Raw genomic sequence first — 20,547 nt, 5'->3', positions numbered from 1 at the left:
TTAGCCCTTGAAGCCAGGCTTTGCGCGCGTGGATGGTAAAGCGCCCCACACCGGCTGCACTTACCCGCGCAAGAAAATCAGGCAGCACTTCGGAGGGGTCTTGGTCGTCTACTCCGATACGACATTTAACTGTAACCTCAACGTCCTGCGCATCGATCATTGCAGCACAACATTCAGCGACAATATCTGGACGTTCCATCAACACGGCGCCAAAGCTGCCAGACTGAACACGGTCACTTGGGCAGCCGCAATTCAGGTTAATCTCAGCATAGCCCTCATCCGCACCCATAGCTGACGCCTCAGCCAATTCTTTTGGATCAGACCCTCCAAGCTGCAAGGCCACGGGGTGCTCGGACGGATCAAAGCGAAGCAAATGCCGCGCCCCGCCCCGCACCAACGCGGGCGCCGTTACCATTTCAGTGTAGAGCAACGCATGGTCTGACAGCACGCGGTGAAACGCACGGCAATGGCGGTCCGTCCAGTCCATCATCGGGGCCACAGACAGGCGGGCTGATTTCAGCAAAGTCATTTGATCGGGTTGTGTCATATGCTGCGTTTACCCTGTGCGTTTGAGCAATGCATCCTGATTATTGCTCAGCCAACAGATACGCGGGCAGCGTTATAGCAAGATCGCTCGACCCTCGCGTGCAGATTGCTGCGCAGCAAGCCCCATAGCAACAGCGCGCGCTCCATCATCGAGTGTCACTTCAACTGCACCGCGTCCAAGACATACGTCGAAAAACTTGCGGTGTTGATAGAACGTAGAGCCATTATGATCCCCCGCATCCAGAATAGTCGGATCAACAGGCACGTCGATGACCGTCTCGCCAGCGGGGTTACGCGGGCTGACCAACACCTGCGGGATCGGTGCAGGCCCCAAATGATCCGGCCAGAAACGGCGTGGCCCCGGAACAAGGCACTCAATTTTACCGTTTGGCCCCACGGCGCTTACAGCCTCTTGGTATTTGGAGCCTTCCGCAAACATACACAGCTCAAGCATTGCCCGCGCGCCTTTGGCGAAATCTACAATCACGTAGCCGTTGTCCCAAATATCCGGCGTTTGACCATGGTAGGTTTCATCAAGGTGATTCACTGACTGGCCTGCGCTGGCCATTATCCGCACAGGCTCATCCTTCATGACAAGGAGCATCAGATCAAAGAAATGACAGCACTTTTCCACCAAGGTGCCGCCAGTGTTTGCGTTAAATCGGTTCCAATCGCCCACTTTGGGCAGGAACGGAAAGCGGTGCTCGCGAATGGTCAGCATTTTTACACCACCCGTCACCGATGCTGCTTCTTGCAGCAGCGTCGCAATTGGCGGCATATAGCGATACTCCATCGCGACCCAAACTGGGGCTGTATAATTGGCCGCGAACGCCTGAACCTGTGCCGCCTGCGCTGGGTCGGTATAAAGCGGCTTCTCGCACAAGACTGGGCGATGCTTGTAGGCCGCGATTTGCTCAAGCTGACCAATGTGCAAATGGTTGGGGCTGACGATGACAAGCGCGTCCACATCATCGCGGGCCAAAAGCGCCTCAAAACTTTCCGCCACCTCAGCACCGCCTGCAAGGGCAGCCGCCTGCTCAGCCAACTCGCGCACCGGATCATAAGTTGCGGTCACGACCGCGCCTTCGATGAGCGCAATATTGCGGATGTGCTCTCCGGCCATCATGCCGCATCCGATGATGCCGTAACGAACTTTAGTCATAGTAGCTTCCCGTTAGAAACGATTGATATAGGCGGCTTTTTTCGCATCAAACCACGTTTGTGAATATTCAACGGCGCGCCCCTCAAGATCACGCGCCACCCGTGTGATATGGCTTACAGCCTCACCAATTTGCGGTCCAAATTCGACGTGCCGCCAAGAAGGGACCCAGTCCATCCCGACGCTGTCTTGGGCACGAGCAATACGCACGCCAAAGCGCTGTTCATACATCAGATACAGAGCATCTTGCAGGTCAGTAATCCCAAGGGCTGTGACTGCCTGCGCGTTGACCCAAATCTCTTCAATGGCGACGGCGGTGCCATCCAAAAGCCTAAGACGGCGTATACGGTGCCCATGATCAAAGGGCGCATCAGCGGGCGCGTCCATCGTGTCAACACTGATCGGCCTTGCCGTGGGCAAGCCGCCGCCGGTTAACAACTCAAGCCGCAACAACCCGTAGATGCTTTCAACGCCACCGCGCGAGCGCACATAGTTGCCAGAGCCTTGGATACGCTCCAACAGCCCCTTCTCTTCCAGAATAATCAGCGCTTTTCGCAACGTGCCAACGCTCACGCCGCGCTCAGCGGCCATGTCACGTTCTGGCGGCAACTTATGCCCATCGGCCAGCCGGCCCGCAGCAATTTCACGGATCAGCAACTCGCTTAGGGCAATGTATTTGGGCAGCGCAGCATCATCCGCAGCACGCGTTATGCTTGGCAATATATGCGCTTCGTTTTGCACCACACGGCCCTCCCGCTGCTTACTCATGCGCGTTCTCAGGCGTCCCAAAGGGAGCGTCGTAAGAACCATCACACAAAAATTGATATACCATTGATACACATCAAAGACACTGCTAGCCTTTTGTCAACTCAAAGCTTGGGAAGGGATTCGAATGACCTCAATAGTACCAGTCACATCCGCCGATCTGGATGCCGCTGAGGTCAGCTGGTTTTCTGCTCTGTGCTCGGATGACTACCAGTTTTTGGGCGTCCCTGATGGTGATTTGCGCTCAAGCTGGGAGCATTGCCGCGACATCGCCCTTGAGGCAGAGGCCCAAGGCTTTCGCAATATTCTCGCGCCATCATCTTATCAGGTCGGCCAAGATACGTTGTCATTCGTAGCGGGTATGGCACCCCTGACGGAGCGTATGAATTTTCTGGCCGCAATCCGGTGCGGCGAGATGCAACCTATCATGTTGGCGCGCACTGTAGCAACGCTGGATCACATGCTCAAAGGCCGGCTGACGCTGAACGTTATATCGTCTGACTTTCCTGGCGAAGTGGCTGACAGCGCATACCGCTACAAGCGCAGCGACGAGGTTGTGCAGATTTTACACCAAGCGTGGACACAAGATGAAATCACCTTTAAAGGTGACGTTTATAATTTTGAGAACGTGCCAACAGACCCCGCCCGCCCCTATCAAATCAACGGCGGGCCTCTGTTGTATTTTGGCGGCTACTCACCTGCGGCCCTTGAGTTGTGCGGCAAGCATTGCGACGTCTATTTGATGTGGCCCGAACCCAAAGAGCAACTTGCACAGCGCATGCGTGATGTGCACGCGGTTGCGCAACGACATGGGCGCACCCTGGATTACGGACTGCGCGTTCACATGATTGTCCGCGACACCGAGGCCGAGGCTCGTGAATACGCAGATTACATCGTTAGCAAACTTGATGACGAATACGGCAAACTTATCCGCGACCGTGCTCATGACAGCATCTCGCTTGGGGTCGCCCATCAGGCCAAAGCCCGCGAACTGGCGGATAAATTCGGCTACGTTGAGCCAGGATTGTGGACAGGCGTTGGGCGCGCACGCTCGGGCTGTGGCGCCGCTTTGGTTGGCAACACCGATCAGGTCATGACAAAAATCGAAGAATACAAAAAAATGGGTATCCGAGCCTTTATTTTTTCCGGATACCCCCACATTGACGAGTGTAAAGCCTTTGGCAAACGTGTTTTGCCAAACTTGAAAACCGTATCGCTGCCAGATGCTTATGGCCGCGTACCCGCAACAACACCCCCAACCCCCCTTGGGACAGGAGAGCGCCGCTAATGGACCGCATTCAAATCACCGACGATCTCAGCTTTAGCCAAATCATCTACGGAATGTGGCGCTTAGGCGATGACACCGACACCAGTCAGGCCCATGTGCAAGCCAAAGTCGAGGCTTGTTTGGCGCAAGGCATCACCACCATGGATCAAGCGGATATCTATGGGGGCTACACTGCCGAGGCGCTTTTTGGTGAGACGCTAAAAGCGGCTCCTGCTTTGCGTGACCAGATCGAGATTGTCACAAAATGCGATATCGTTGCCCCTGTTGGCCGTCACAGTGGTGCGCGTGTGAAATATTACGACACGTCTGCTGCGCACATCACCGCCAGCGTTGAGGCGTCTTTGCGCGACATGAACATCGATGTAATTGATTGCTTGCTTATCCACCGCCCTGATCCGCTGATGGACGCAATGGAAACCGGTGAAGTCCTTGATGACCTGATTGCCTCGGGCAAAGTCCGCACCGTTGGCGTGTCAAACTTCAAGCCGTGGGATTTCTCGCTGCTGCAATCTGCCATGGAGAACGAGTTGGTCGCCAATCAGATTGAGCTGTCAGCGACGAACCATGCTCCGTTCACTGACGGCGATTTGGCCTTTTTGCAAGAGAACGACATCCCCGTCATGGCGTGGTCGCCACTTGGTGGCGGATCGATCTTTGACAACGCCGCCGTCATGAATGTGTTGAAGCGCGTGGCAGGCGATGCAGGCGTTGAGCCAAGCGCAGTTGCCGTTGCCTTTTTGCTGCGTCATCCCGCCCGTATTGCGCCAGTAATGGGAACAAATAATATCAGCCGTCTCAATACGTTGTCCGATGCTCTTAAAGTGCATATCGACCGTCAGACATGGTTTGAGATTTACACCGCCACTCTTGGCCGCGAGGTCGCTTAGATGGCAATGCGGTCCGTTCCCCTGACGGCTGAACCGGACGCACAGCGCGCTTTGCGTAGTGCCTTTGGGCAATTCGGCACAGGTGTTTGCGTGATCACTACCTGCACCCCCGAACAGCAATTGGTAGGAATTACGGCAAATAGCTTTTCAAGCGTCAGCCTTGATCCCCCGCTTGTGCTTTGGTGCCCCGCTAAATCCGCCCGCCGCTTTGAATGTTACAGTGAAACACAACACTACGCGGTGCACGTTTTGGCCTCCGATCAAGCGCATATCGCAAACGGTTTTGTGCGCGAAGCAAACGCCTTTGCGGATCTGGACTTTACCCAGAACGGACATGGGGTGCCACTGATTGAAGGGTGCCTGGCGCGTTTTGAGTGCGAGATGGACGCCCTTCACGACGCAGGCGATCATGCAATTATTGTTGGCCGGGTGCATGCAGCGCACATTGGCGACGGCACACCGCTTATGTTTCAAAGCGGTGCCTATAAAGAGTTCGCATCACAGCCCTGATCCAAGGGCTTTGACGCACCCCGCCTGATGTTTCCCGCCACTAAACGAGCGGGACTCAGGCACCACGAAAGGGAGGAACGTCATTGCCCTTCTTCTTGCAGCCCTCTGGCCCGTAGAAAAGTTCAATGACATCGCTTTGGCGGTTGGCCGCGTACTGGCCATCGCCGCCTTAGCACTTATGGTCATCTTCATTTTGGCGCAGGTATTCTTCCGCTACATTGTGGGTGGCGCGCTTAATTGGTCAGAAGAAGGGGCGCGTTTTTTGATGCTCTGGATGACCGGATTAATTGCACCGCTGGCCTACCGCCAAGGCGGGTTTGTGGCCATCGATATGTTCGAACGTGCCCTGCCCCGAGCGCTGTCATCTATGCTGATACTGATCCTGTTGATTATGGCAATGATCGTGTTGGTGATCTGTGCACAGCTTGGATGGGATCACGTCGATAGCCTAACAGGCCGAGGGCGATCTGCAACTTTGCGCATTCCAATGGACCTTTTTGACATGCGCGACATCAGGTTCCGCAACTCTTACGCCTATGCATCACTATTTGTTGGTTTTGCGGGCCTGTGTGTGGTGAACGTTGAGCTGGTACTGCGCCAAGTGATCAAAATGTTTGGTGGCGGTGCAGCACTTAAGCAACTTGGTGATGTGGGGCCTGTGGAATGAGCAGCTTGACCTATCAACCAATATCACATCTGCAAACCACCGCGATGCGCGCGTGCACACAAGGACGCCTGTCATGCTGATCTGGTTCTTGCCTGTCTTCTTGGTGCTCTTGATGATCGGCCTGCCCGTTGTCTTTGGCCTACTGCTGGCACCCGGCGCCCTATTGGTTCTTGATGGATCGGCCCGCGACCTGCCCGTGCTTTACCGTAACCTTTATAACGGTATCGACAGCTTTCCGCTGATGGCGCTGCCGTTCTTTATGCTGGCCGGTGAAATCATGAACCGCGGTGGCATCACGACCCGTCTTGTGGAGTTCAGCCAAGCGTTCATGGGCCACCTGCGTGGTGGGCTGGCTCATGTGAATATTCTTTCATCAATCCTTTTTGCGAGGCTGTCCGGCTCTGCCGAAGCTGACACGTCAGCGCTTGGGTCTACGCTAATCCCCGCAATGGAAAAGAACGGCTACAGCCAAAGTTCGCCGCGGCCATCACTGCCGCCTCCAGCGTAATCGGCCCAATGACCCCCCCCTCAGGCATTATGATCATCTATGCGTATGTTATGGATGAAAGCGTTGCCGCACTTTTCTTAGCGGGTATCGTGCCGGGCATCATGGTTGGCGTGGGGCTTATGGTTATGGTCCGCCTCATGGCTGACCGCTACGACCGGCCCAAAGCCGAGCGTATCGTCAAAAAAAAGGCCAGACCATCACCACGCGTGAGGCCTATGTGGCGTGGGGCCTTATTCGGATCAACATCGCTGGCCTTCTTTATGGCCTGTCGGGACTGTTTGGGGCCGGTGATCAGATCAATGGATGGGTTATGTTTGCCGTGCTGCTCTTGGCTGCGCATGGCATCTGTGCCTACATCAAATCTCAAGTTAGTGCCGATTTTCGCGTCGTGAGCAAAAAGGCGGTGGCCCCACTGCAAACCCCAATCATTATCTTGGGCGGCATTCTAGCGGGCGTCATGACACCTACAGAAGCCTCGGCGATTGCAGTGGCCTACGCATTGATCGTCAGTTTTTTCATTTTGAAATCAATGTCCGTGAAAGACTTGTGGCCCGTCATTGCGCGCTCTGCGCTTGCGTCATCGGCGGTGTTGCTTTTGGTTGGCGCAGCCGTGGCGTTCAAAACAGTCGTCTCGCTCTCGTACGCTCCACAAATCCTGACTGAAGCCATTCTAAGCCTGCCGGAAAACCCGTTGGTGTTGCTCTTTTTGATCAACATGCTCTTGTTCATCGTGGGCATGTTCTTCGACGCAGGTCCCTCGATCATCATCCTTGGGCCGATCTTGGGCCCAATCTTTACAGAGCTCGGCGTGCACCCCGTGCATTTCGCCATCATCATGTCTGTGAACCTGACCGTAGGGCTTGCCACACCACCTATGGGATTGGTTTTATTTGTGGCCTCCGCCGTGAGCCACGAAAAAGTTGAAACCATTTCAAAAGCAATTTTACCGTTTTTGGCTGTGGAGGTGATCGTGATTTTCTTGATTACCTACATTCCGGCCATTTCGATGACGACCCCCCGATTGACGGGCTTCGTTCAATAATCCAGCATCAATAATATTCCAGGGAGCAAACATCGTGCTGAAACACCTAACCACCGCCGCGATGGGCGCAGCCATGCTCGCAGGCTCAAGCCTTGCAAGCTATGCGGCAGGTCACGCGGAGTACACAATCCGTGCAACCGCCAACTCTAATGAGAACGACGAAGACTATGACGGTCTGGTTGTGTTCAAAAACTACGTCGAAGCAGCCTCAAACGGTAAAATCGAAGTTGAATTGTTCATCTTCACACAGCTTTGCTCAAAAGGTGCGGAGTGTCTGCAAGGTGTGGCCGACGGCTCTATTGATGTCTACATCTCAACGTCTGGCGGTGCTGCAAGCATCTTCCCCCAACGTGCAGGTGCTCGACCTTCCATATCTGATGGCCGATGACCGCATCGCGGAAGACGTGCTGTCTGGTGATTTTGTGCGCACAATGCGCGACATGGCGCTTGAGGACAGTGACGATAAAATCCGTCTGATGACCATTGGTAACACGGGCGGATGGCGCAACTTTGCCAACACAAAACGCCGTTTGGCTGAGCCTGCAGATTTTGACGGCCTAAAGATCCGTACAGTTGTTGCAGACCTTCCCCAAGAGCTGGTTCGTGCACTTGGCGCGTCCCGCACGCCAATCCCGTGGAAAGAACTGTTCACATCATTCCAAACCGGTGTTGTGGACGGATCAAAGAACGGCATCACCGACATTATGGGCATGAAATTCCCCGATGCAGGTCTGCAATACGTCACGCTGGACGGTCACGCCTACATGGGCGCGCTGTGGTGGATGAGCAACGACAAGTTCATGGCGATGCCAGAAGACATGCGCCGAGTGGTTGTGGATGGCTTCTATGCGCTGCAACAGGCAACATTTGCCTCACCAAAGCGCAAGTCAATCGAGGCCTATGCAGCCTTTGTTGAAGGTGGCGGTGATCTATATGTGCCGACACCAGCCGAAAAAGCTACATTCGCCGCGGCAGTTGAGCCTGTACAAGCATGGTTCACTGACAACGTTGATGGTGGTGAGCGCATCTTGAGCGCACTCAAAACGGCAGTTGCTGAAGCTGAGGCTAAAATTAACGCGGGCCGCGCAGCTGATATCCAATAAGCCCAGCGCAGGCGCTAAAAACATTAAACGGCGGCTTCTTATGGGAGCCGCCGTTTTTTATTCTACAAAGGGTGTGTGGCCAACTTTTTCTTAAAGCGGCTCGATATCCCCTTGGGCGCGCCCTTCGTGAAACCCTTTTTCCCATGCATCAAAACGCTGTTCTGCGATGGCGTCGCGCATTTCTTGCATGATCTGCTGGAAATAATGCAGGTTATGCCAGGTCAGCAGCATGCCTGAAATCATCTCTTGAGAGCGGTAGACATGGTGCAAATAGGCGCGCGAGTATTTCTGACAGGCCGGACAGCTACATTGTTCATCCAACGGACGCGGATCATCTGCGTGCCGCGCGTTTTTAATGTTCACGACCCCGTGGCGCGTAAAGACCTGTCCGGTCCGCCCTGATCGTGATGGCAAAACACAATCCATCATATCAATCCCGCGCTTTACAGCTCCCACGATATCATCAGGCTTACCAACGCCCATCAAGTAACGCGGCTTATCCTTGGGCAGTTGCTCAGGTGCGAAATCAAGACAGTCAAACATCGCCTCTTGTCCCTCTCCCACAGCAAGACCACCAACCGCATAGCCTTCAAAGCCGATATCCCGCAGGGCCTCGGCACTTTGCGCACGCAGATCCTCTTCAAGCCCACCTTGTTGGATACCAAAAAGCGCATACCCCGGACGATCGCCAAAAGCATCCCGCGAGCGTTTGGCCCAGCGCATCGACAATTCCATACTTTGTGCAATCCGCGCCTTGTCTGCAGGCAGTGCGGGGCATTCATCAAAGCACATCACAATATCGCTGCCCAACAGCTTTTGAATTTCCATAGAGCGTTCGGGGCTAAGCATATGTTTGGAGCCGTCGATATGGCTTTTGAACGTCACACCGTCTTCTGTCAGTTTGCGCAGATCAGCTAGGCTCATAACCTGAAACCCACCACTGTCAGTAAGAATGGGCTTGTCCCAATTCATGAACTTATGCAGCCCACCAAGCGACGCAATCCGCTCAGCCGTAGGCCGCAGCATCAAGTGATACGTATTGCCGAGCAAAATATCCGCACCTGTCGCCGCAACACTTTCGGGCATCATCGCCTTGACTGTTGCAGCTGTGCCAACGGGCATAAAAGCAGGTGTGCGGATATCGCCCCGCGGCGTGCTGATACGCCCTGTGCGTGCGCGCCCATCTGTTGCCAGAAGATCAAACCCGAAAGTCTGTGCCATATCATTGCCCTTTACCATTTCTGCGCTTCTTTAGGCCAAAGCGGCGCGCAACCCAAGAGTGTTTGCAGCTGATACGCAGGTGATTGCCAAGCAAAGATTGTGAGAGTACGGGCTGACTGTTACCCTTTTCACGGGTCACATTGAGTAATGAGGACGCGCTAAGCATGACCGACACCTACAATTCCCAAATCCGCGTAGGGTGGGAAGAATGGCTCTCTCTACCTGACTTGGGCCTTCCTGCGCTAAAAGCAAAAGTAGACACAGGCGCCAAAACATCCGCGCTACATGCCTTTGATATAGAGCCATTTGGCCGGACCCGCCCACGGGTACGCTTTATGGTGCAACCTATTCCCGCGCGGCCCGATCTGGTTATTGCGTGTTCCGCTGACATTGTGGATCAACGCGAAGTCACATCCTCGAATGGTGAAAGCGAAATGCGCTATGTCATCGAGACCAATGTCAAAATGGGTGATGAAATGTGGCCTATCGAGGTCACGCTCACCAACCGTACGAATATGTCCTATCATATGTTGCTGGGTCGTCAGGCTCTTGGGGACCGGCTGACTGTTGCGCCCTCAGACAGGTTTTGTCAGCCAGAGCTGTCTTACGATGTATACGCCTCTGCCAAAGTACGCGAAGCAGCACCCAAGCGCGCGCTACGCATTGCTGTTTTGTCCCGTGAGGATAACTATTCCACCGGCCGTTTGGTAGAGGAAGGTGAGAAACGCGGCCACGGTGTTGAGATCATCGACACCACCCGTTGCTACATGGCCATCAACGCCACCTCGCCCGAGGTTTATTACGACGGCAAGCGTCTGCCTCGCTTTGATGTGGTCATTCCGCGCATTGGAGCCTCAATCACCAGCTACGGCACGGCGATTACCCGCCAGTTTGAAACACTTGGGACCTATTGCGTGAACGGCGCAGAGGGGATCGCCTCCTCACGGGACAAGCTATACGCGCACCAACTTCTGGCACGCGCGCGTATCGGGATGCCCACAACTGCCTTCGCGGCCTCGCCCAAGGACACGTCTAACCTTATTGGCCTTGTGGGAACCGCACCACTTATTGTGAAGCTGCTCGAGTCGACCCAAGGCAAAGGTGTTGTGCTTGCTGAAACCAAAAAAGCCGCTGAATCCGTGATTGATGCCTTCCGCGGCCTAAAGGCCAGCTTTCTGGTGCAAGACTTTGTCCAAGAAGCCGCCGGCGAGGATATTCGGTGTCTTGTCATCGGTGGGCGGGTGGTTGCCGCAATGAAACGCACCGGTGCGGATGGAGATTTCCGCTCAAACCTACACCGCGGCGGCTCTGCCAAAGTGGTGCGCATCACCAAACAAGAACGCGATGTTGCTGTGCGCGCTGCACGTACTTTTGGTTTGGGGATTGCAGGTGTTGATCTACTGCGCTCATCCGATGGGCCCAAAGTGCTTGAGGTGAACTCATCACCCGGCCTTGAGGGTATTGAGACAGCCACTGGCAAGAATATCGCCAGCTTGCTCTACGACTCAATTGAAAAGCGGGTCCGCCCCGTTCCCATCCGCAAGCGCAAGACTGACTGATGCCCGCAGAGCGCTGTATTAAATCAACATGACGCCGGTTTTGCGGGCTAATCCGCGACCGTCCGTATCATCGCACGGCCTTTGTGCGGCAAAACCTGCGCCCAGCCCCTAGACGTGGTGGGTGCAAATCCCTATCTAAATCGTAAGAAATCATATCAGACAGCACGAACGGACCACTATGACCGACGCGACACCCCCGATGGAAGGTACCCCCCTCATCAAACCATCAAGCACGGATCACCCTTTGTATGACAATGTCGTCGAAGCGTGCCGCAGCGTGTACGATCCTGAGATCCCCGTGAACATCTATGACCTTGGTCTGGTTTACACGATTGAGATCAATGATGAGAACGAAGTGAATGTTTTGATGTCTCTTACCGCACCGGGCTGCCCTGTTGCTGGCGAAATGCCTGGATGGGTTGCGGATGCAATTGAGCCGCTGGCTGGCATCAAACAAGTTCAGGTCGATCTAATTTGGGAGCCGCAGTGGGGCATGGACATGATGTCCGACGAAGCGCGCCTTGAACTGGGCTTTATGTAACCTTTAGTAGCTTAGGAAAACTTTGATGTTTGGCATTCCTGGAAAACCTCCTGTTTCTTTGACCCCTGCTGCGGTGGCTCACATTGTGAAGCTCATGGCAAAGGACGGCACAGAGGGCCTGCGCGTAGGCGTCAAGAAAGGCGGTTGTGCAGGAATGGAATACACTATGGAATATGTCAAAGAGATCAACGCAATGGATGAAGTCGTTGAGATCGACGGCGCGCGCGTCATGATCGCTCCTATGGCGCAAATGTTCCTTTTCGGCACTGAAATCGACTATGAAGTCAGCTTGCTTGAAGCTGGATTTAAATTCCGCAATCCCAACGTTGTGGATGCCTGCGGATGTGGTGAAAGCATCAAGTTTGATGAGACCCTCGCGGGCAAAGCCTAATACGCCCTCAGGACGGGTTTAACCGCGCGCAGTGGTTTGCTGTAAGTGCACGTAAGTCTCGTTATAGCGCGCGCTTAGATGCTCTCCCGCAAGGATGACCTGCCCTGATCCAATGGGCGCGACATTGGTGTCATAGTTTGGATTAAAGAACAGTGGGATTGAAATACGCTCGTTTGTACCGCCAACCACACGGTGAGGTGTGGCTTTCACCCGTCCGTTCGTCCACATCTCAAACATCTCACCAAAGTTAATCACGAATGTGCCGGGTTCTGCCCGCACGGGAATCCACCCACCGCCCCGCTGGCGGACCTCAAGCCCCGGACTGCCATCAAGCGCCAAGAATGTAAGGCAGCCATAATCCGTGTGCGTCGCGATCCCGAAGTCCTTTGCCCCCGCCCAGGCTGGGCGTTCGGGGTAATAGTTGCCCCGCAAAAGCGCCATCGGAGTGTCGAACTTATCCTCAAAGAATGAGGCTGGCTCGCCGATCGCCCGCGCAAGTGCGCTGAGCAAATCCATAGATATTGCACGCGCCTTAGTAAAATATGCCAGAATGTCGGCCCTGAAATCCGCAGCCTCTAAACCCGCTGGCTGCTCGGGCCATTTGTTGGGCGCATAAAACTGCTTGTCCGCCCAAGGATGATCACTTGGCACAGACACACCGCAATCAAAGAACTGTTTGTAATCAGGATTAGCGTTGGGATCGACCTGCTCTGATCCGGCCCGCCCCCATCCACGGTTTGATCCGCTTTGGGCCATATCAACTGGTTCTTTGGCGGCCTCTAGCAGCTTAAAGAATTGGCGATAGCTCTCAATAACAGCAGCAACCTCGGCACCTGATAGGGACGTGTTGTGTAGCCTCAAAAAACCCGTGATCTCAGCGGCTGTGCGCACTGAGTCAAGCGCCTTTTCATCAGCGGCGAACAATGCTTGGGCATCAATTTTGGGGATCATCGCGCTACTCACTTCTGTCTGCTTTCGTTGCTACATCTAAGCGGCGCTTGACGCAACGCGGCGCACAGGCCACACCCGTTCTTATAGTTTAACAACGCTGTAAGAAGGGTGCGACATGAGACGTAAATTGGCCGCAGGCAATTGGAAAATGAACGGGACGCGCGCGGATTTAGCCCAAGTCGATGCCCTTTGGAAAGCTCATCCTGCCCCTTCTGTGAATATGGTTTTGTGCCCGCCTGCGACGCTTTTGGCCCCCATGGTAGAGCGTGCTTCCACAGGCGCGCTTGAAGTAGGTGGCCAATACTGCCACGCCAATCAAACCGGTGCACACACCGGCGATATCAGCGCAAAAATGATCGCCGATGCGGGTGCGCAGTATGTCATCGCGGGCCATTCTGAGCGCCGAACAGACCACGGCGAGACGAATGCGGATGTTTTGGGCCAAACACTGGCAGCATGGGACGCCTCGCTAACGGCGATTGTGTGCATTGGCGAGACACTTGAGCAGCGCGAGAGAGGACAGACCCTAACGGTATTAGCCTCCCAAATGGCCGGATCAGTGCCCGAGGCGGCAACCGGCGCTAACCTCGTGATCGCTTATGAGCCAGTCTGGGCAATCGGAACAGGTAAAGTCGCGTCGTTGGAACAAATCGCTGAGGTGCATGATTTCATGCGCGCTGAGCTTACAAACCGCTTTGGGACACAGATCGCCGATGCGATGCGTCTTCTTTACGGGGGCTCCGTCAAAGCAGCCAACGCCGCAGAGATATTCGCAACATCAAATGTAGACGGAGCCTTGGTTGGTGGCGCTTCGCTGACGGCTGCAGATTTTGCACCGATTGTAGCCGCGCTTGAGTTGTCCGCTTAGCCAGAAAAATCTGCGCGCAAAACCGCACAAATAAGAAGGCCCGCTGAGAAACTCAGCGGGCCTTTTCAGTAGCAGACGAAGATTGCTCGCTATTTGATGATCAACTCCGGCCCCATCACTGCATTTGGCAGGAATGTGGAAATTGCGGGAATATATGTGACCATGATTAAGAACACGAACAACACTGCAAGGAATGGCAGAGCTGCGCGCACTACAGCCATCATCGGCATCTTGGCCACACCTGAGGTCACAAAGAGGTTCAAACCAACAGGTGGTGTAATCATCCCGATCTCCATGTTGACGACCATGATGATACCAAGGTGGATTGGATCAATGCCCAGCTCGATCGCGATGGGGAACACCAGTGGCGCCACAATGACGAGCAGGCCTGATGGCTCCATGAACTGACCGCCAATAAGCAAAATGATGTTCACAATCACCAAGAACATGACCGGCCCAAAGCCTGCATCCAGCATAGCACCCGCGATTGTCTGCGGAACTTGCTCATCCGTTAGCACGTGCTTCAAGATCAACGCATTCGCGATCACGAACAAAAGCGTAACCGTCAGCTTGCCTGCATCGAACAAGGTCTGCTTGGTGTCAGGATGGATCATCGCTGTGACCAAAGCCCATGGCTTACGGAACAAAGATGTGTTCGCCTCAGGCCCCGTTGTCGCAAGTGGTCCCATGTCACGGTAGACAAAACACGCGATCACAAACGAGTAGATCGCTGCAACGGCTGCCGCTTCTGTTGGCGTAAAGACACCGCCATAGATACCACCCAAAATGATAACGATCAGGAACAGACCCCAGCCCGCTTCACGCGCCGCCGTAAACACCTCGCCCCAGCCTTGCCACTCGCCTTGGGGCAAGTTCTTGACCTTCGCCATCACGTAAATTGTGACCATCAACATCAAGCCAGCCATCAAGCCCGGGATCACCCCTGCAAGGAACATCCGACCTACCGAAACCTCAACGGCTGCGGCATATACGACCATAACAATGGATGGTGGGATCAAGATGCCAAGTGTGCCCGCGTTACAAATAACACCTGCCGCGAACTCCTTGGTGTAGCCCACCTGACGCATACCCGCGATAACGATAGAGCCAATGGCCACAACCGTCGCCGGAGACGAGCCTGAGAGTGCTGCGAAAAGCATACAGGCAAAAACACCCGCAATCGCCAAGCCGCCGGGCAAATGCCCCACACATGCGATCGAGAAACGAATGATCCGCCGCGCAACACCGCCTGTGGTCATGAATGACGAGGCAAGGATGAAAAACGGGATCGCCAACAGCGTGAAGTGACCTTCGAACGCCTCGAACAATGTGCCCGCCACTGAGGCCAACGATGTGTCCGAGAACCACAGCAAAAAGAGGGTGGAGGACAGACCGAGAGACACCGCAATTGGCACACCGATCATCAGCAGGCCAATGACCATGCTAAATAAAAGAATGACGTCCATGATTTAGCCCTCTAGCTTATCGGCGCGTTCGGCCGCTTCGGAGATTTCGTCTTCATCAAGCTCGTGGCTTGCAACCAAGCGGTCCTCTGTGCCCTGCCAAATCCGCAAGGTCACTTGTACGAACCGCAGCATCAAAAGTGACGCGGACAACGGCAGTACAAAATACGGGATCGCTTTGGGGATTTTCTCATAGGCTTCGTTGTAATTGATAGCCCCTTCGAGCCAACGGAACGGCGCGATCATCGGAATATCGTCAACTTCATAGAACGACTGGCTACGAAACTTTTCCTCAAACCCTGTTGGGAACCAGCGCCCGGAAGTTGGTGGCAAATCTGCAAACACCGCCCAGTAGTCATAGCAGCCTTTGAGCAACAGCAGGCAAAAGAGTAAACACGCAGCAGCGGCAATCAGCCCGACGATCCGCCGCGCAGCTGGCGACAAAATGTTTACCAAAGCATCCACCCCAAGGTGTGCGCCTTTCTTTACGGCATAGCTTGCGCCCAGCAAAACCAGCCAACCGAACAGAAACACTGTAAGCTCCAGTGCCCACAAAATGTTAGAATTGAATACAAAACGAGCGATCACATTGGCAAAAGTCACAACTGTCATGGCTCCAAGCAGAGCCGCGATCAGCGTTTCTTCCAATGTATCAATGAACCCGCCCGACGTCTTTGATGCGCCTTGAGACACGCCGCGTCCCCCTTTTGAATTGTGACTTGATCAACGACACATCCTGCGCCCATTTGCGGACGACCAAGATTGATGTCGGGATAAATTAATGCCCCCGCCCGACACTCGTCAGGCGGGGGCGCTTTGGGATCGTCTTACAGACCTGCGTTGATCGCTTGTGCTGCGTCGATGTTTTCTTGGCCTACGTCACCTGCGAATTGCGCCCAAACTGGCTTCATCGCATCGACCCATGCCTGACGCTGCTCTGCAGTCAGCTCACGAACGGTGCCACCGGCATCGATGATTGACTGACGTGCAGATTGGTTCACTGCAAACGACTCTTTGTTGCGTGCTTCTGTGACTTCCTCGAGGATCGTCAAGAATTGGTCACGTACGTCTGCATCGAGGCTGTCGAGCCAGTCAACACTTGCCACAACGAGGTAGTCGATGATGCCGTGATTGGTTTCGGTGATACCGTCCTGCACCTCGAAGAACTTACGGCCAAAGATGTTTGACCATGTGTTTTCTTGACCGTCTACAACGCCCTGCTGCAGCGCGCCGTATACTTCAGAAAACGCCATTTTCTGGGGTGAGCCACCGATTGCTTCCATTTGGGCAACCAAAACGTCAGATGACTGAACACGGAACTTCAGGCCGTTCGCGTCTGTTGGCTGAACCAATGGTGTGTTGGCAGACATTTGCTTCATGCCGTTGTGCCAGAACGCAAGACCCTGCAAACCGCGGCGCTGCATGCTGTCTTTCATCGCTTGGCCAGTCGCTGAGCCTTGGAAAGCATCAACTGCTTCGATGTTTGAGAACATGAACGGAAGGTCAAAGATACGGAATTGCTTTGTGAACTTCTCGAACTTTGACAGCGAAGGAGCGGCCAACTGAACATCGCCCTGAAGCATTGCTTCGAGCACTTTGTCATCGTTGTAGAGCGTTGAGGATGGGAACACTTCCAAGCAGGCTTTGCCGTTCATCTCGTCGTTGACGCGCTGCTCAAGCAGTGACGCGGCAATGCCTTTAGGGTGTTTGTCAGTGTTGGTCACATGGCTAAACTTGATAACGATCTCGCCGTCGTCACATGCAGCAAGCCCAGCAGTGGCACTGAAGCTCAGCGCGACAGCGGTCGCAGCAGCAGTAAGAAATTTCATGGTATCCTCCCTTGGAACCTTTAACGTTTAAGTCACAGCACAGGCCAAGCCGCACCGATCACGAACAATTGAGAGGCAAACAAAAGGGCTCGCAACCACACAACATAAAATAATATATATTATTAATTATCAATGACTTAAAATATATATGTGATGTGATCTATGCAGCATTGTGCGATATTTCGCACAACGGTTACCGCTCACGTGCGATAATCCGCACAGCCTAATCCGTGCGGTAATCCTCGGGCCTGAGCCCGTGTTTTGCTAACTTGTCGTACAGAGTTTTTCGGGGCAGTTTCAGGGTTTCTGCAACATGAACCGCACGCCCTGCATGACGCCGTAGTGCCTGATCCAACAAAGACCGCTCAACTTGTGCCATCTGATCGCTCAGCCCCATCACATCCCCCGCCGCCAAATCACTGACGCCAAGCGCATAGCGCATCGCTGCCGATTGAAGCGCACGCGCATTGCCTGCCCAATCATCGGCCATCAGGCGCGCAATCACATGGGGCGGCACGTCGGGACGTGCCAAACCGCCTTGCTCACACGCTTGGTCGAGATAGTGCTGAAACAGGACCGGAATGTCATCTTTGCGCTCCCGCAACGGCGGAATATGTACGCTCAGAAGTTCCGTGCGGTAAAATAGCTCGCTGTTGAAATGCCCGCCTGCCACTTCGGCTTGCAGATCACGCGAACTGGCAACAATCAAACGCATCGGCGCCATAGTTTCTGCAAAAATTGCCTGAGTAGAATGGCTGAGCGCCCAGACTTCATCCAAAAAAAGACTGCCGCCTTTTGCCGCCTCAATCGCTTTGTAGGCATCTGACTCACTCAATCCGCCACTGACGCGCTTAACAAACGGCGCGTCGGACCCTGCGGCCAGCAAGTGGATAACTTCCGCAACACGCGAGGTGCCGACCCCCAACTCACCTGTGATAAGCGCATCGCCTTTAGTGGCTGCCACGCGGCGCACCTGGTGACGCATCGCCATTGATTGCGCCGATGCACCTGCCAACATTCGCGCCGCTGCATCACCGGCCTCCAGGGCTGCTCTGTGTGCGCGCAAATTCAACGCAGCCGTTCGGTGCGCCACCGCCCTTGTCACTTCCGCGCAAAGGACATCTGCCGCGCAGGGTTTTTCCAAAAAGCCAAACGCGCCAAGCTGAATGGCCTGCACGGCTTTGGGCACGTCCGCCTCACCGGTCAGCAAGATTACGGGCAAATCAGGATCAATACTGCGCGTGTAATCCAAAACGTGATAGCCATCACGCCCAGGCATCCGGATATCCGTCACAATGATGCCCGCAAAGCCACGCGCAATGTGATCTTTGGCCGCCACGAATGAGCTGCACGCGATCGGTGCGAAATCGCGCAAGGCCAATGTCTGGCCCAATGCGTCGCGCACGTCAGCATCATCATCAATAATCAAAACTGGGGTGTTCATGCAGCCTTAACCTGTTCAAACCGTGGAAGAGTGACAGTCAAAACAGCGCCCCCCTCTGGATGGTTGCTGCCTTTGATTTGCCCACCGAAAGATTGGATTAACCCATATGAAATCGAAAGACCAAGCCCCATCCCTTGGGCCTCACCAACTTTTTTGGTGGTATAGAAAGGCTCAAATATTCGGTCTGGCCCATCAAGACCCGGGCCGCTGTCATGAAACGCAATACTGATGCTGTTGGACGACGGCTCGGGGACACTGATCGAAATGTGTAGTTTGCGTTCGGCCTGATCACTCATCGCATCCAGCGCATTGCCGATCAGGTTCACAAAAACCTGCTCAAGCCGAACGTCGCCTGCACGCACACTGGCCGATGGCACGGCGTCATCAATCTCAATCGAAACGCTATCGGTCGTGATACGCGGCCCCAATAGATCAAGCGCTGCATCTAACACGTCGCGTAGAACCACATCCGACAGCGGCTCAGATTCGTTGCGTACAAAAGCGCGAAGGTTTTTAATGATCCGTCCCGCGCGGCGCGACAACTCCGCTATCCGGCTGAGATTTTGTGCGGCGGTTTCCGCATCCCCCTTGGCCAAAAACGCCTGTCCGTTTTCCGCGAAACTGCCAATTGCCATCAACGGTTGATTTAGCTCATGACTGATGCCCGCAGACATCTGCCCCAAAGCACTTAGCTTGCCCGCCTCAACCAAGTCCGCCTGTGCGCGGCGCAAAGCAGACTCTGCCTCTTCACGTTCCATGATTTGCGCGCGAAGACTGCTGTTTACGCGCTGCAATTCCGCAGTACGGCGGTGCACGCGATCTTCAAGGGCCGCATTCGCTTTGGCCAACGTGCGGCGGCGGTCTTGCAACACCACCAACGCCAAGCCCGACAGCAAAACAACCGCACAGGCAAAAGCCGCTTGTAGCCCCGCCACACGAATGACCGGCACAATATCAATCAGCGCCTCTCCGGTCAGCCCGATCACTGGCAAGGGCTGAACCAAGTGAAGTGCGCGCTCGGGGATATAAGGGCCAAGCGGCACTTCCCAAACCTCCTGCCCTGCAAGTTTTGCGATGTTGATCTGTGGAAACGGCGTCAAACGATCGCGGGAATATTCCGCAGTACCGCTGCGCAGACCACCGCGCGCATCAAGCTGGCGCAACACCAACTCGGACCGGTTTGACACAAACGCCACGCCCAACTCATCGGTAAAAAATACTGCAGCCGTATCGCCGCGCCAGTCCCGTTCAATCACTTCGATATCAGCGGCAACCAAGACAACACCCTGCACCGGCCCCTGCGCCGAAAAAACAGGTGCTGCGTATAAAAACAAACGCCGGCCATCGTCACCAACCATATGATAGCTGCCCAAAGCACCACTGATCGCGCGTTTGAAATACGGCCGCTCAACGTGATCAATACCCAGACCTTCGAAATCGGTTCGCAAAATCGGCGCTCCGTTACTATCCAGCACAGCGATACTGTGCGAGGCCGTTTTGTCAGCGGTGGCGCGCAACACCTCGGCGGCGGTTTGGTCCGTCAGATCATTGCGCGGCAAGGGTTCCTCAAACGTAGCACGCACCGCAGGATGGTCCGTCAAAAGCACCGCAAGTTGTCCGTAGCGTTGCAGCTGCGTCGTGAGGCGGTCCGCCGCCAAAGACAAATCAGATGTGCCGCGCTTGGACAGATCGACAATGCCCTGACGCAAGCCAAGCAAATAGACAGCCCCGCCAATGGCCGCCGTCAGCGCCAGCACCGCCAGCAGCAAAGTCAAACGTGAGGAAAGTAATCTGCTCATCTCTCA

General features: G+C 54.6%; 18 protein-coding genes and 2 pseudogenes. 10 read left to right on the top strand and 10 right to left on the bottom strand.

Annotation, left to right across the window (positions count from 1 at the left end; translation table 11 throughout):
- From dusA to ACTF5M_RS09630, 3 genes are all read right to left on the bottom strand, one after another.
- A partial coding sequence (gene dusA, locus ACTF5M_RS09640) for a tRNA dihydrouridine(20/20a) synthase DusA (protein WP_438960798.1) occupies positions 1 to 547 on the bottom strand: 547 nt, incomplete at its 3' end.
- Positions 548 to 619: 72 nt separating this feature from the next.
- Positions 620 to 1,708, bottom strand: coding sequence for a Gfo/Idh/MocA family protein (locus tag ACTF5M_RS09635; protein ID WP_438960797.1), 1,089 nt, complete (start codon positions 1,706 to 1,708; stop codon positions 620 to 622).
- 12 nt (positions 1,709 to 1,720) lie between these two features.
- The gene (locus ACTF5M_RS09630) at positions 1,721 to 2,473 is read right to left on the bottom strand and encodes a GntR family transcriptional regulator (RefSeq protein WP_438960796.1); all 753 of its coding nucleotides are present in this window, start codon (positions 2,471 to 2,473) and stop codon (positions 1,721 to 1,723) included.
- A gap of 124 nt (positions 2,474 to 2,597) precedes the next feature.
- Here ACTF5M_RS09630 and ACTF5M_RS09625 point away from each other — a divergent pair, with 124 nt between their 5' ends.
- The 6 genes and pseudogenes from ACTF5M_RS09625 to ACTF5M_RS09600 all read left to right on the top strand — a co-directional run bounded on the left by ACTF5M_RS09625 (position 2,598) and on the right by ACTF5M_RS09600 (position 8,475).
- On the top strand, positions 2,598 to 3,758 hold the full coding sequence (locus tag ACTF5M_RS09625) for an LLM class flavin-dependent oxidoreductase (RefSeq protein ID WP_438960795.1): 1,161 nt from the start codon (positions 2,598 to 2,600) through the stop codon (positions 3,756 to 3,758).
- On the top strand, positions 3,758 to 4,645 hold the full coding sequence (locus ACTF5M_RS09620; protein ID WP_438960794.1) for an aldo/keto reductase: 888 nt from the start codon (positions 3,758 to 3,760) through the stop codon (positions 4,643 to 4,645). The genes ACTF5M_RS09625 and ACTF5M_RS09620 overlap by 1 nt, the downstream gene beginning before the upstream one ends.
- Positions 4,646 to 5,155, top strand: a complete 510-nt coding sequence (locus tag ACTF5M_RS09615; RefSeq protein WP_438960793.1) for a flavin reductase family protein — start codon at positions 4,646 to 4,648, stop codon at positions 5,153 to 5,155.
- 178 nt (positions 5,156 to 5,333) lie between these two features.
- Positions 5,334 to 5,822: a TRAP transporter small permease gene (locus tag ACTF5M_RS09610; RefSeq protein WP_438960792.1), complete on the top strand. Its 489-nt coding sequence runs from the start codon at positions 5,334 to 5,336 to the stop codon at positions 5,820 to 5,822.
- A gap of 73 nt (positions 5,823 to 5,895) precedes the next feature.
- Positions 5,896 to 7,372, top strand: a pseudogene (locus ACTF5M_RS09605) (TRAP transporter large permease).
- Between the two features lie 61 nt (positions 7,373 to 7,433).
- Positions 7,434 to 8,475 (top strand): annotated as a pseudogene (locus tag ACTF5M_RS09600) (TRAP transporter substrate-binding protein).
- 90 nt (positions 8,476 to 8,565) lie between these two features.
- On the opposite strand, the gene tgt reads toward ACTF5M_RS09600, so the two are convergent.
- Entirely contained in the window at positions 8,566 to 9,696 is a 1,131-nt protein-coding gene (tgt, locus tag ACTF5M_RS09595) for a tRNA guanosine(34) transglycosylase Tgt (RefSeq protein WP_438960791.1), read from the bottom strand.
- Positions 9,697 to 9,860: 164 nt separating this feature from the next.
- Here tgt and rimK point away from each other — a divergent pair, with 164 nt between their 5' ends.
- From rimK to ACTF5M_RS09580, 3 genes are all read left to right on the top strand, one after another.
- Entirely contained in the window at positions 9,861 to 11,255 is a 1,395-nt protein-coding gene (rimK, locus tag ACTF5M_RS09590; RefSeq protein WP_438960790.1) for a 30S ribosomal protein S6--L-glutamate ligase, read from the top strand.
- A gap of 178 nt (positions 11,256 to 11,433) precedes the next feature.
- Entirely contained in the window at positions 11,434 to 11,796 is a 363-nt protein-coding gene (locus ACTF5M_RS09585; protein WP_048598035.1) for an SUF system Fe-S cluster assembly protein, read from the top strand.
- A gap of 25 nt (positions 11,797 to 11,821) precedes the next feature.
- Positions 11,822 to 12,187 (top strand): HesB/IscA family protein, encoded by a 366-nt coding sequence (locus ACTF5M_RS09580; RefSeq protein ID WP_048598033.1) that lies wholly within the window; start codon positions 11,822 to 11,824, stop codon positions 12,185 to 12,187.
- Positions 12,188 to 12,205: 18 nt separating this feature from the next.
- Here the strand turns inward: ACTF5M_RS09580 and ACTF5M_RS09575 are convergent, their stop codons facing one another.
- Entirely contained in the window at positions 12,206 to 13,138 is a 933-nt protein-coding gene (locus ACTF5M_RS09575) for an isopenicillin N synthase family dioxygenase (protein WP_438960789.1), read from the bottom strand.
- A 115-nt stretch (positions 13,139 to 13,253) separates the two neighbouring features.
- On the opposite strand from ACTF5M_RS09575, the gene tpiA reads away from it, so the two are divergent.
- Positions 13,254 to 14,006 carry a triose-phosphate isomerase gene (gene tpiA / locus ACTF5M_RS09570; protein ID WP_438960788.1) on the top strand — a complete coding sequence of 251 codons (753 nt, stop codon included), beginning with the start codon at positions 13,254 to 13,256 and terminating at the stop codon, positions 14,004 to 14,006.
- 89 nt (positions 14,007 to 14,095) lie between these two features.
- On the opposite strand, the gene ACTF5M_RS09565 is transcribed toward tpiA, so the two are convergent.
- From ACTF5M_RS09565 to ACTF5M_RS09545, 5 genes are all read right to left on the bottom strand, one after another.
- On the bottom strand, positions 14,096 to 15,472 hold the full coding sequence (locus ACTF5M_RS09565) for a TRAP transporter large permease (RefSeq protein ID WP_048598027.1): 1,377 nt from the start codon (positions 15,470 to 15,472) through the stop codon (positions 14,096 to 14,098).
- A 3-nt stretch (positions 15,473 to 15,475) separates the two neighbouring features.
- Positions 15,476 to 16,162, bottom strand: a complete 687-nt coding sequence (locus ACTF5M_RS09560; RefSeq protein WP_438960787.1) for a TRAP transporter small permease — start codon at positions 16,160 to 16,162, stop codon at positions 15,476 to 15,478.
- 134 nt (positions 16,163 to 16,296) lie between these two features.
- Positions 16,297 to 17,298, bottom strand: coding sequence for a DctP family TRAP transporter solute-binding subunit (locus ACTF5M_RS09555; protein WP_438960786.1), 1,002 nt, complete (start codon positions 17,296 to 17,298; stop codon positions 16,297 to 16,299).
- Positions 17,299 to 17,521: 223 nt separating this feature from the next.
- Positions 17,522 to 18,742, bottom strand: coding sequence for a sigma-54-dependent transcriptional regulator (locus tag ACTF5M_RS09550; protein WP_438960785.1), 1,221 nt, complete (start codon positions 18,740 to 18,742; stop codon positions 17,522 to 17,524).
- Positions 18,739 to 20,541 carry a sensor histidine kinase gene (locus tag ACTF5M_RS09545; RefSeq protein WP_438960784.1) on the bottom strand — a complete coding sequence of 601 codons (1,803 nt, stop codon included), beginning with the start codon at positions 20,539 to 20,541 and terminating at the stop codon, positions 18,739 to 18,741. Before ACTF5M_RS09545 ends, ACTF5M_RS09550 begins: the two co-directional genes overlap by 4 nt.
- Positions 20,542 to 20,547 lie beyond the last annotated feature (6 nt).

Origin of the sequence: Nereida sp., from assembly GCF_965655635.1 — a bacterium.
GTDB lineage: Bacteria > Pseudomonadota > Alphaproteobacteria > Rhodobacterales > Rhodobacteraceae > Nereida.
The sequence above is the reverse complement of the archived record's forward strand: the minus strand, read 5'-3'. Positions and strand labels throughout refer to the sequence as shown.

Excerpts from the sequence above, each read along its gene's own strand:
- ACTF5M_RS09635 (WP_438960797.1), bottom strand. The coding sequence starts at position 1,708 with ATGACTAAAGTTCGTTACGGCATCATCGGATGCGGCATGATGGCCGGA.
- ACTF5M_RS09630 (WP_438960796.1), bottom strand. The coding sequence starts at position 2,473 with ATGAGTAAGCAGCGGGAGGGCCGTGTGGTGCAAAACGAAGCGCATATA.
- ACTF5M_RS09625 (WP_438960795.1), top strand. The coding sequence starts at position 2,598 with ATGACCTCAATAGTACCAGTCACATCCGCCGATCTGGATGCCGCTGAG.
- ACTF5M_RS09620 (WP_438960794.1), top strand. The coding sequence starts at position 3,758 with ATGGACCGCATTCAAATCACCGACGATCTCAGCTTTAGCCAAATCATC.
- ACTF5M_RS09615 (WP_438960793.1), top strand. The coding sequence starts at position 4,646 with ATGGCAATGCGGTCCGTTCCCCTGACGGCTGAACCGGACGCACAGCGC.
- ACTF5M_RS09610 (WP_438960792.1), top strand. The coding sequence starts at position 5,334 with ATGGTCATCTTCATTTTGGCGCAGGTATTCTTCCGCTACATTGTGGGT.
- tgt (WP_438960791.1), bottom strand. The coding sequence starts at position 9,696 with ATGGCACAGACTTTCGGGTTTGATCTTCTGGCAACAGATGGGCGCGCA.
- rimK (WP_438960790.1), top strand. The coding sequence starts at position 9,861 with ATGACCGACACCTACAATTCCCAAATCCGCGTAGGGTGGGAAGAATGG.
- ACTF5M_RS09585 (WP_048598035.1), top strand. The coding sequence starts at position 11,434 with ATGACCGACGCGACACCCCCGATGGAAGGTACCCCCCTCATCAAACCA.
- ACTF5M_RS09580 (WP_048598033.1), top strand. The coding sequence starts at position 11,822 with ATGTTTGGCATTCCTGGAAAACCTCCTGTTTCTTTGACCCCTGCTGCG.
- ACTF5M_RS09575 (WP_438960789.1), bottom strand. The coding sequence starts at position 13,138 with ATGATCCCCAAAATTGATGCCCAAGCATTGTTCGCCGCTGATGAAAAG.
- tpiA (WP_438960788.1), top strand. The coding sequence starts at position 13,254 with ATGAGACGTAAATTGGCCGCAGGCAATTGGAAAATGAACGGGACGCGC.
- ACTF5M_RS09565 (WP_048598027.1), bottom strand. The coding sequence starts at position 15,472 with ATGGACGTCATTCTTTTATTTAGCATGGTCATTGGCCTGCTGATGATC.
- ACTF5M_RS09555 (WP_438960786.1), bottom strand. The coding sequence starts at position 17,298 with ATGAAATTTCTTACTGCTGCTGCGACCGCTGTCGCGCTGAGCTTCAGT.
- ACTF5M_RS09550 (WP_438960785.1), bottom strand. The coding sequence starts at position 18,742 with ATGAACACCCCAGTTTTGATTATTGATGATGATGCTGACGTGCGCGAC.
- ACTF5M_RS09545 (WP_438960784.1), bottom strand. The coding sequence starts at position 20,541 with ATGAGCAGATTACTTTCCTCACGTTTGACTTTGCTGCTGGCGGTGCTG.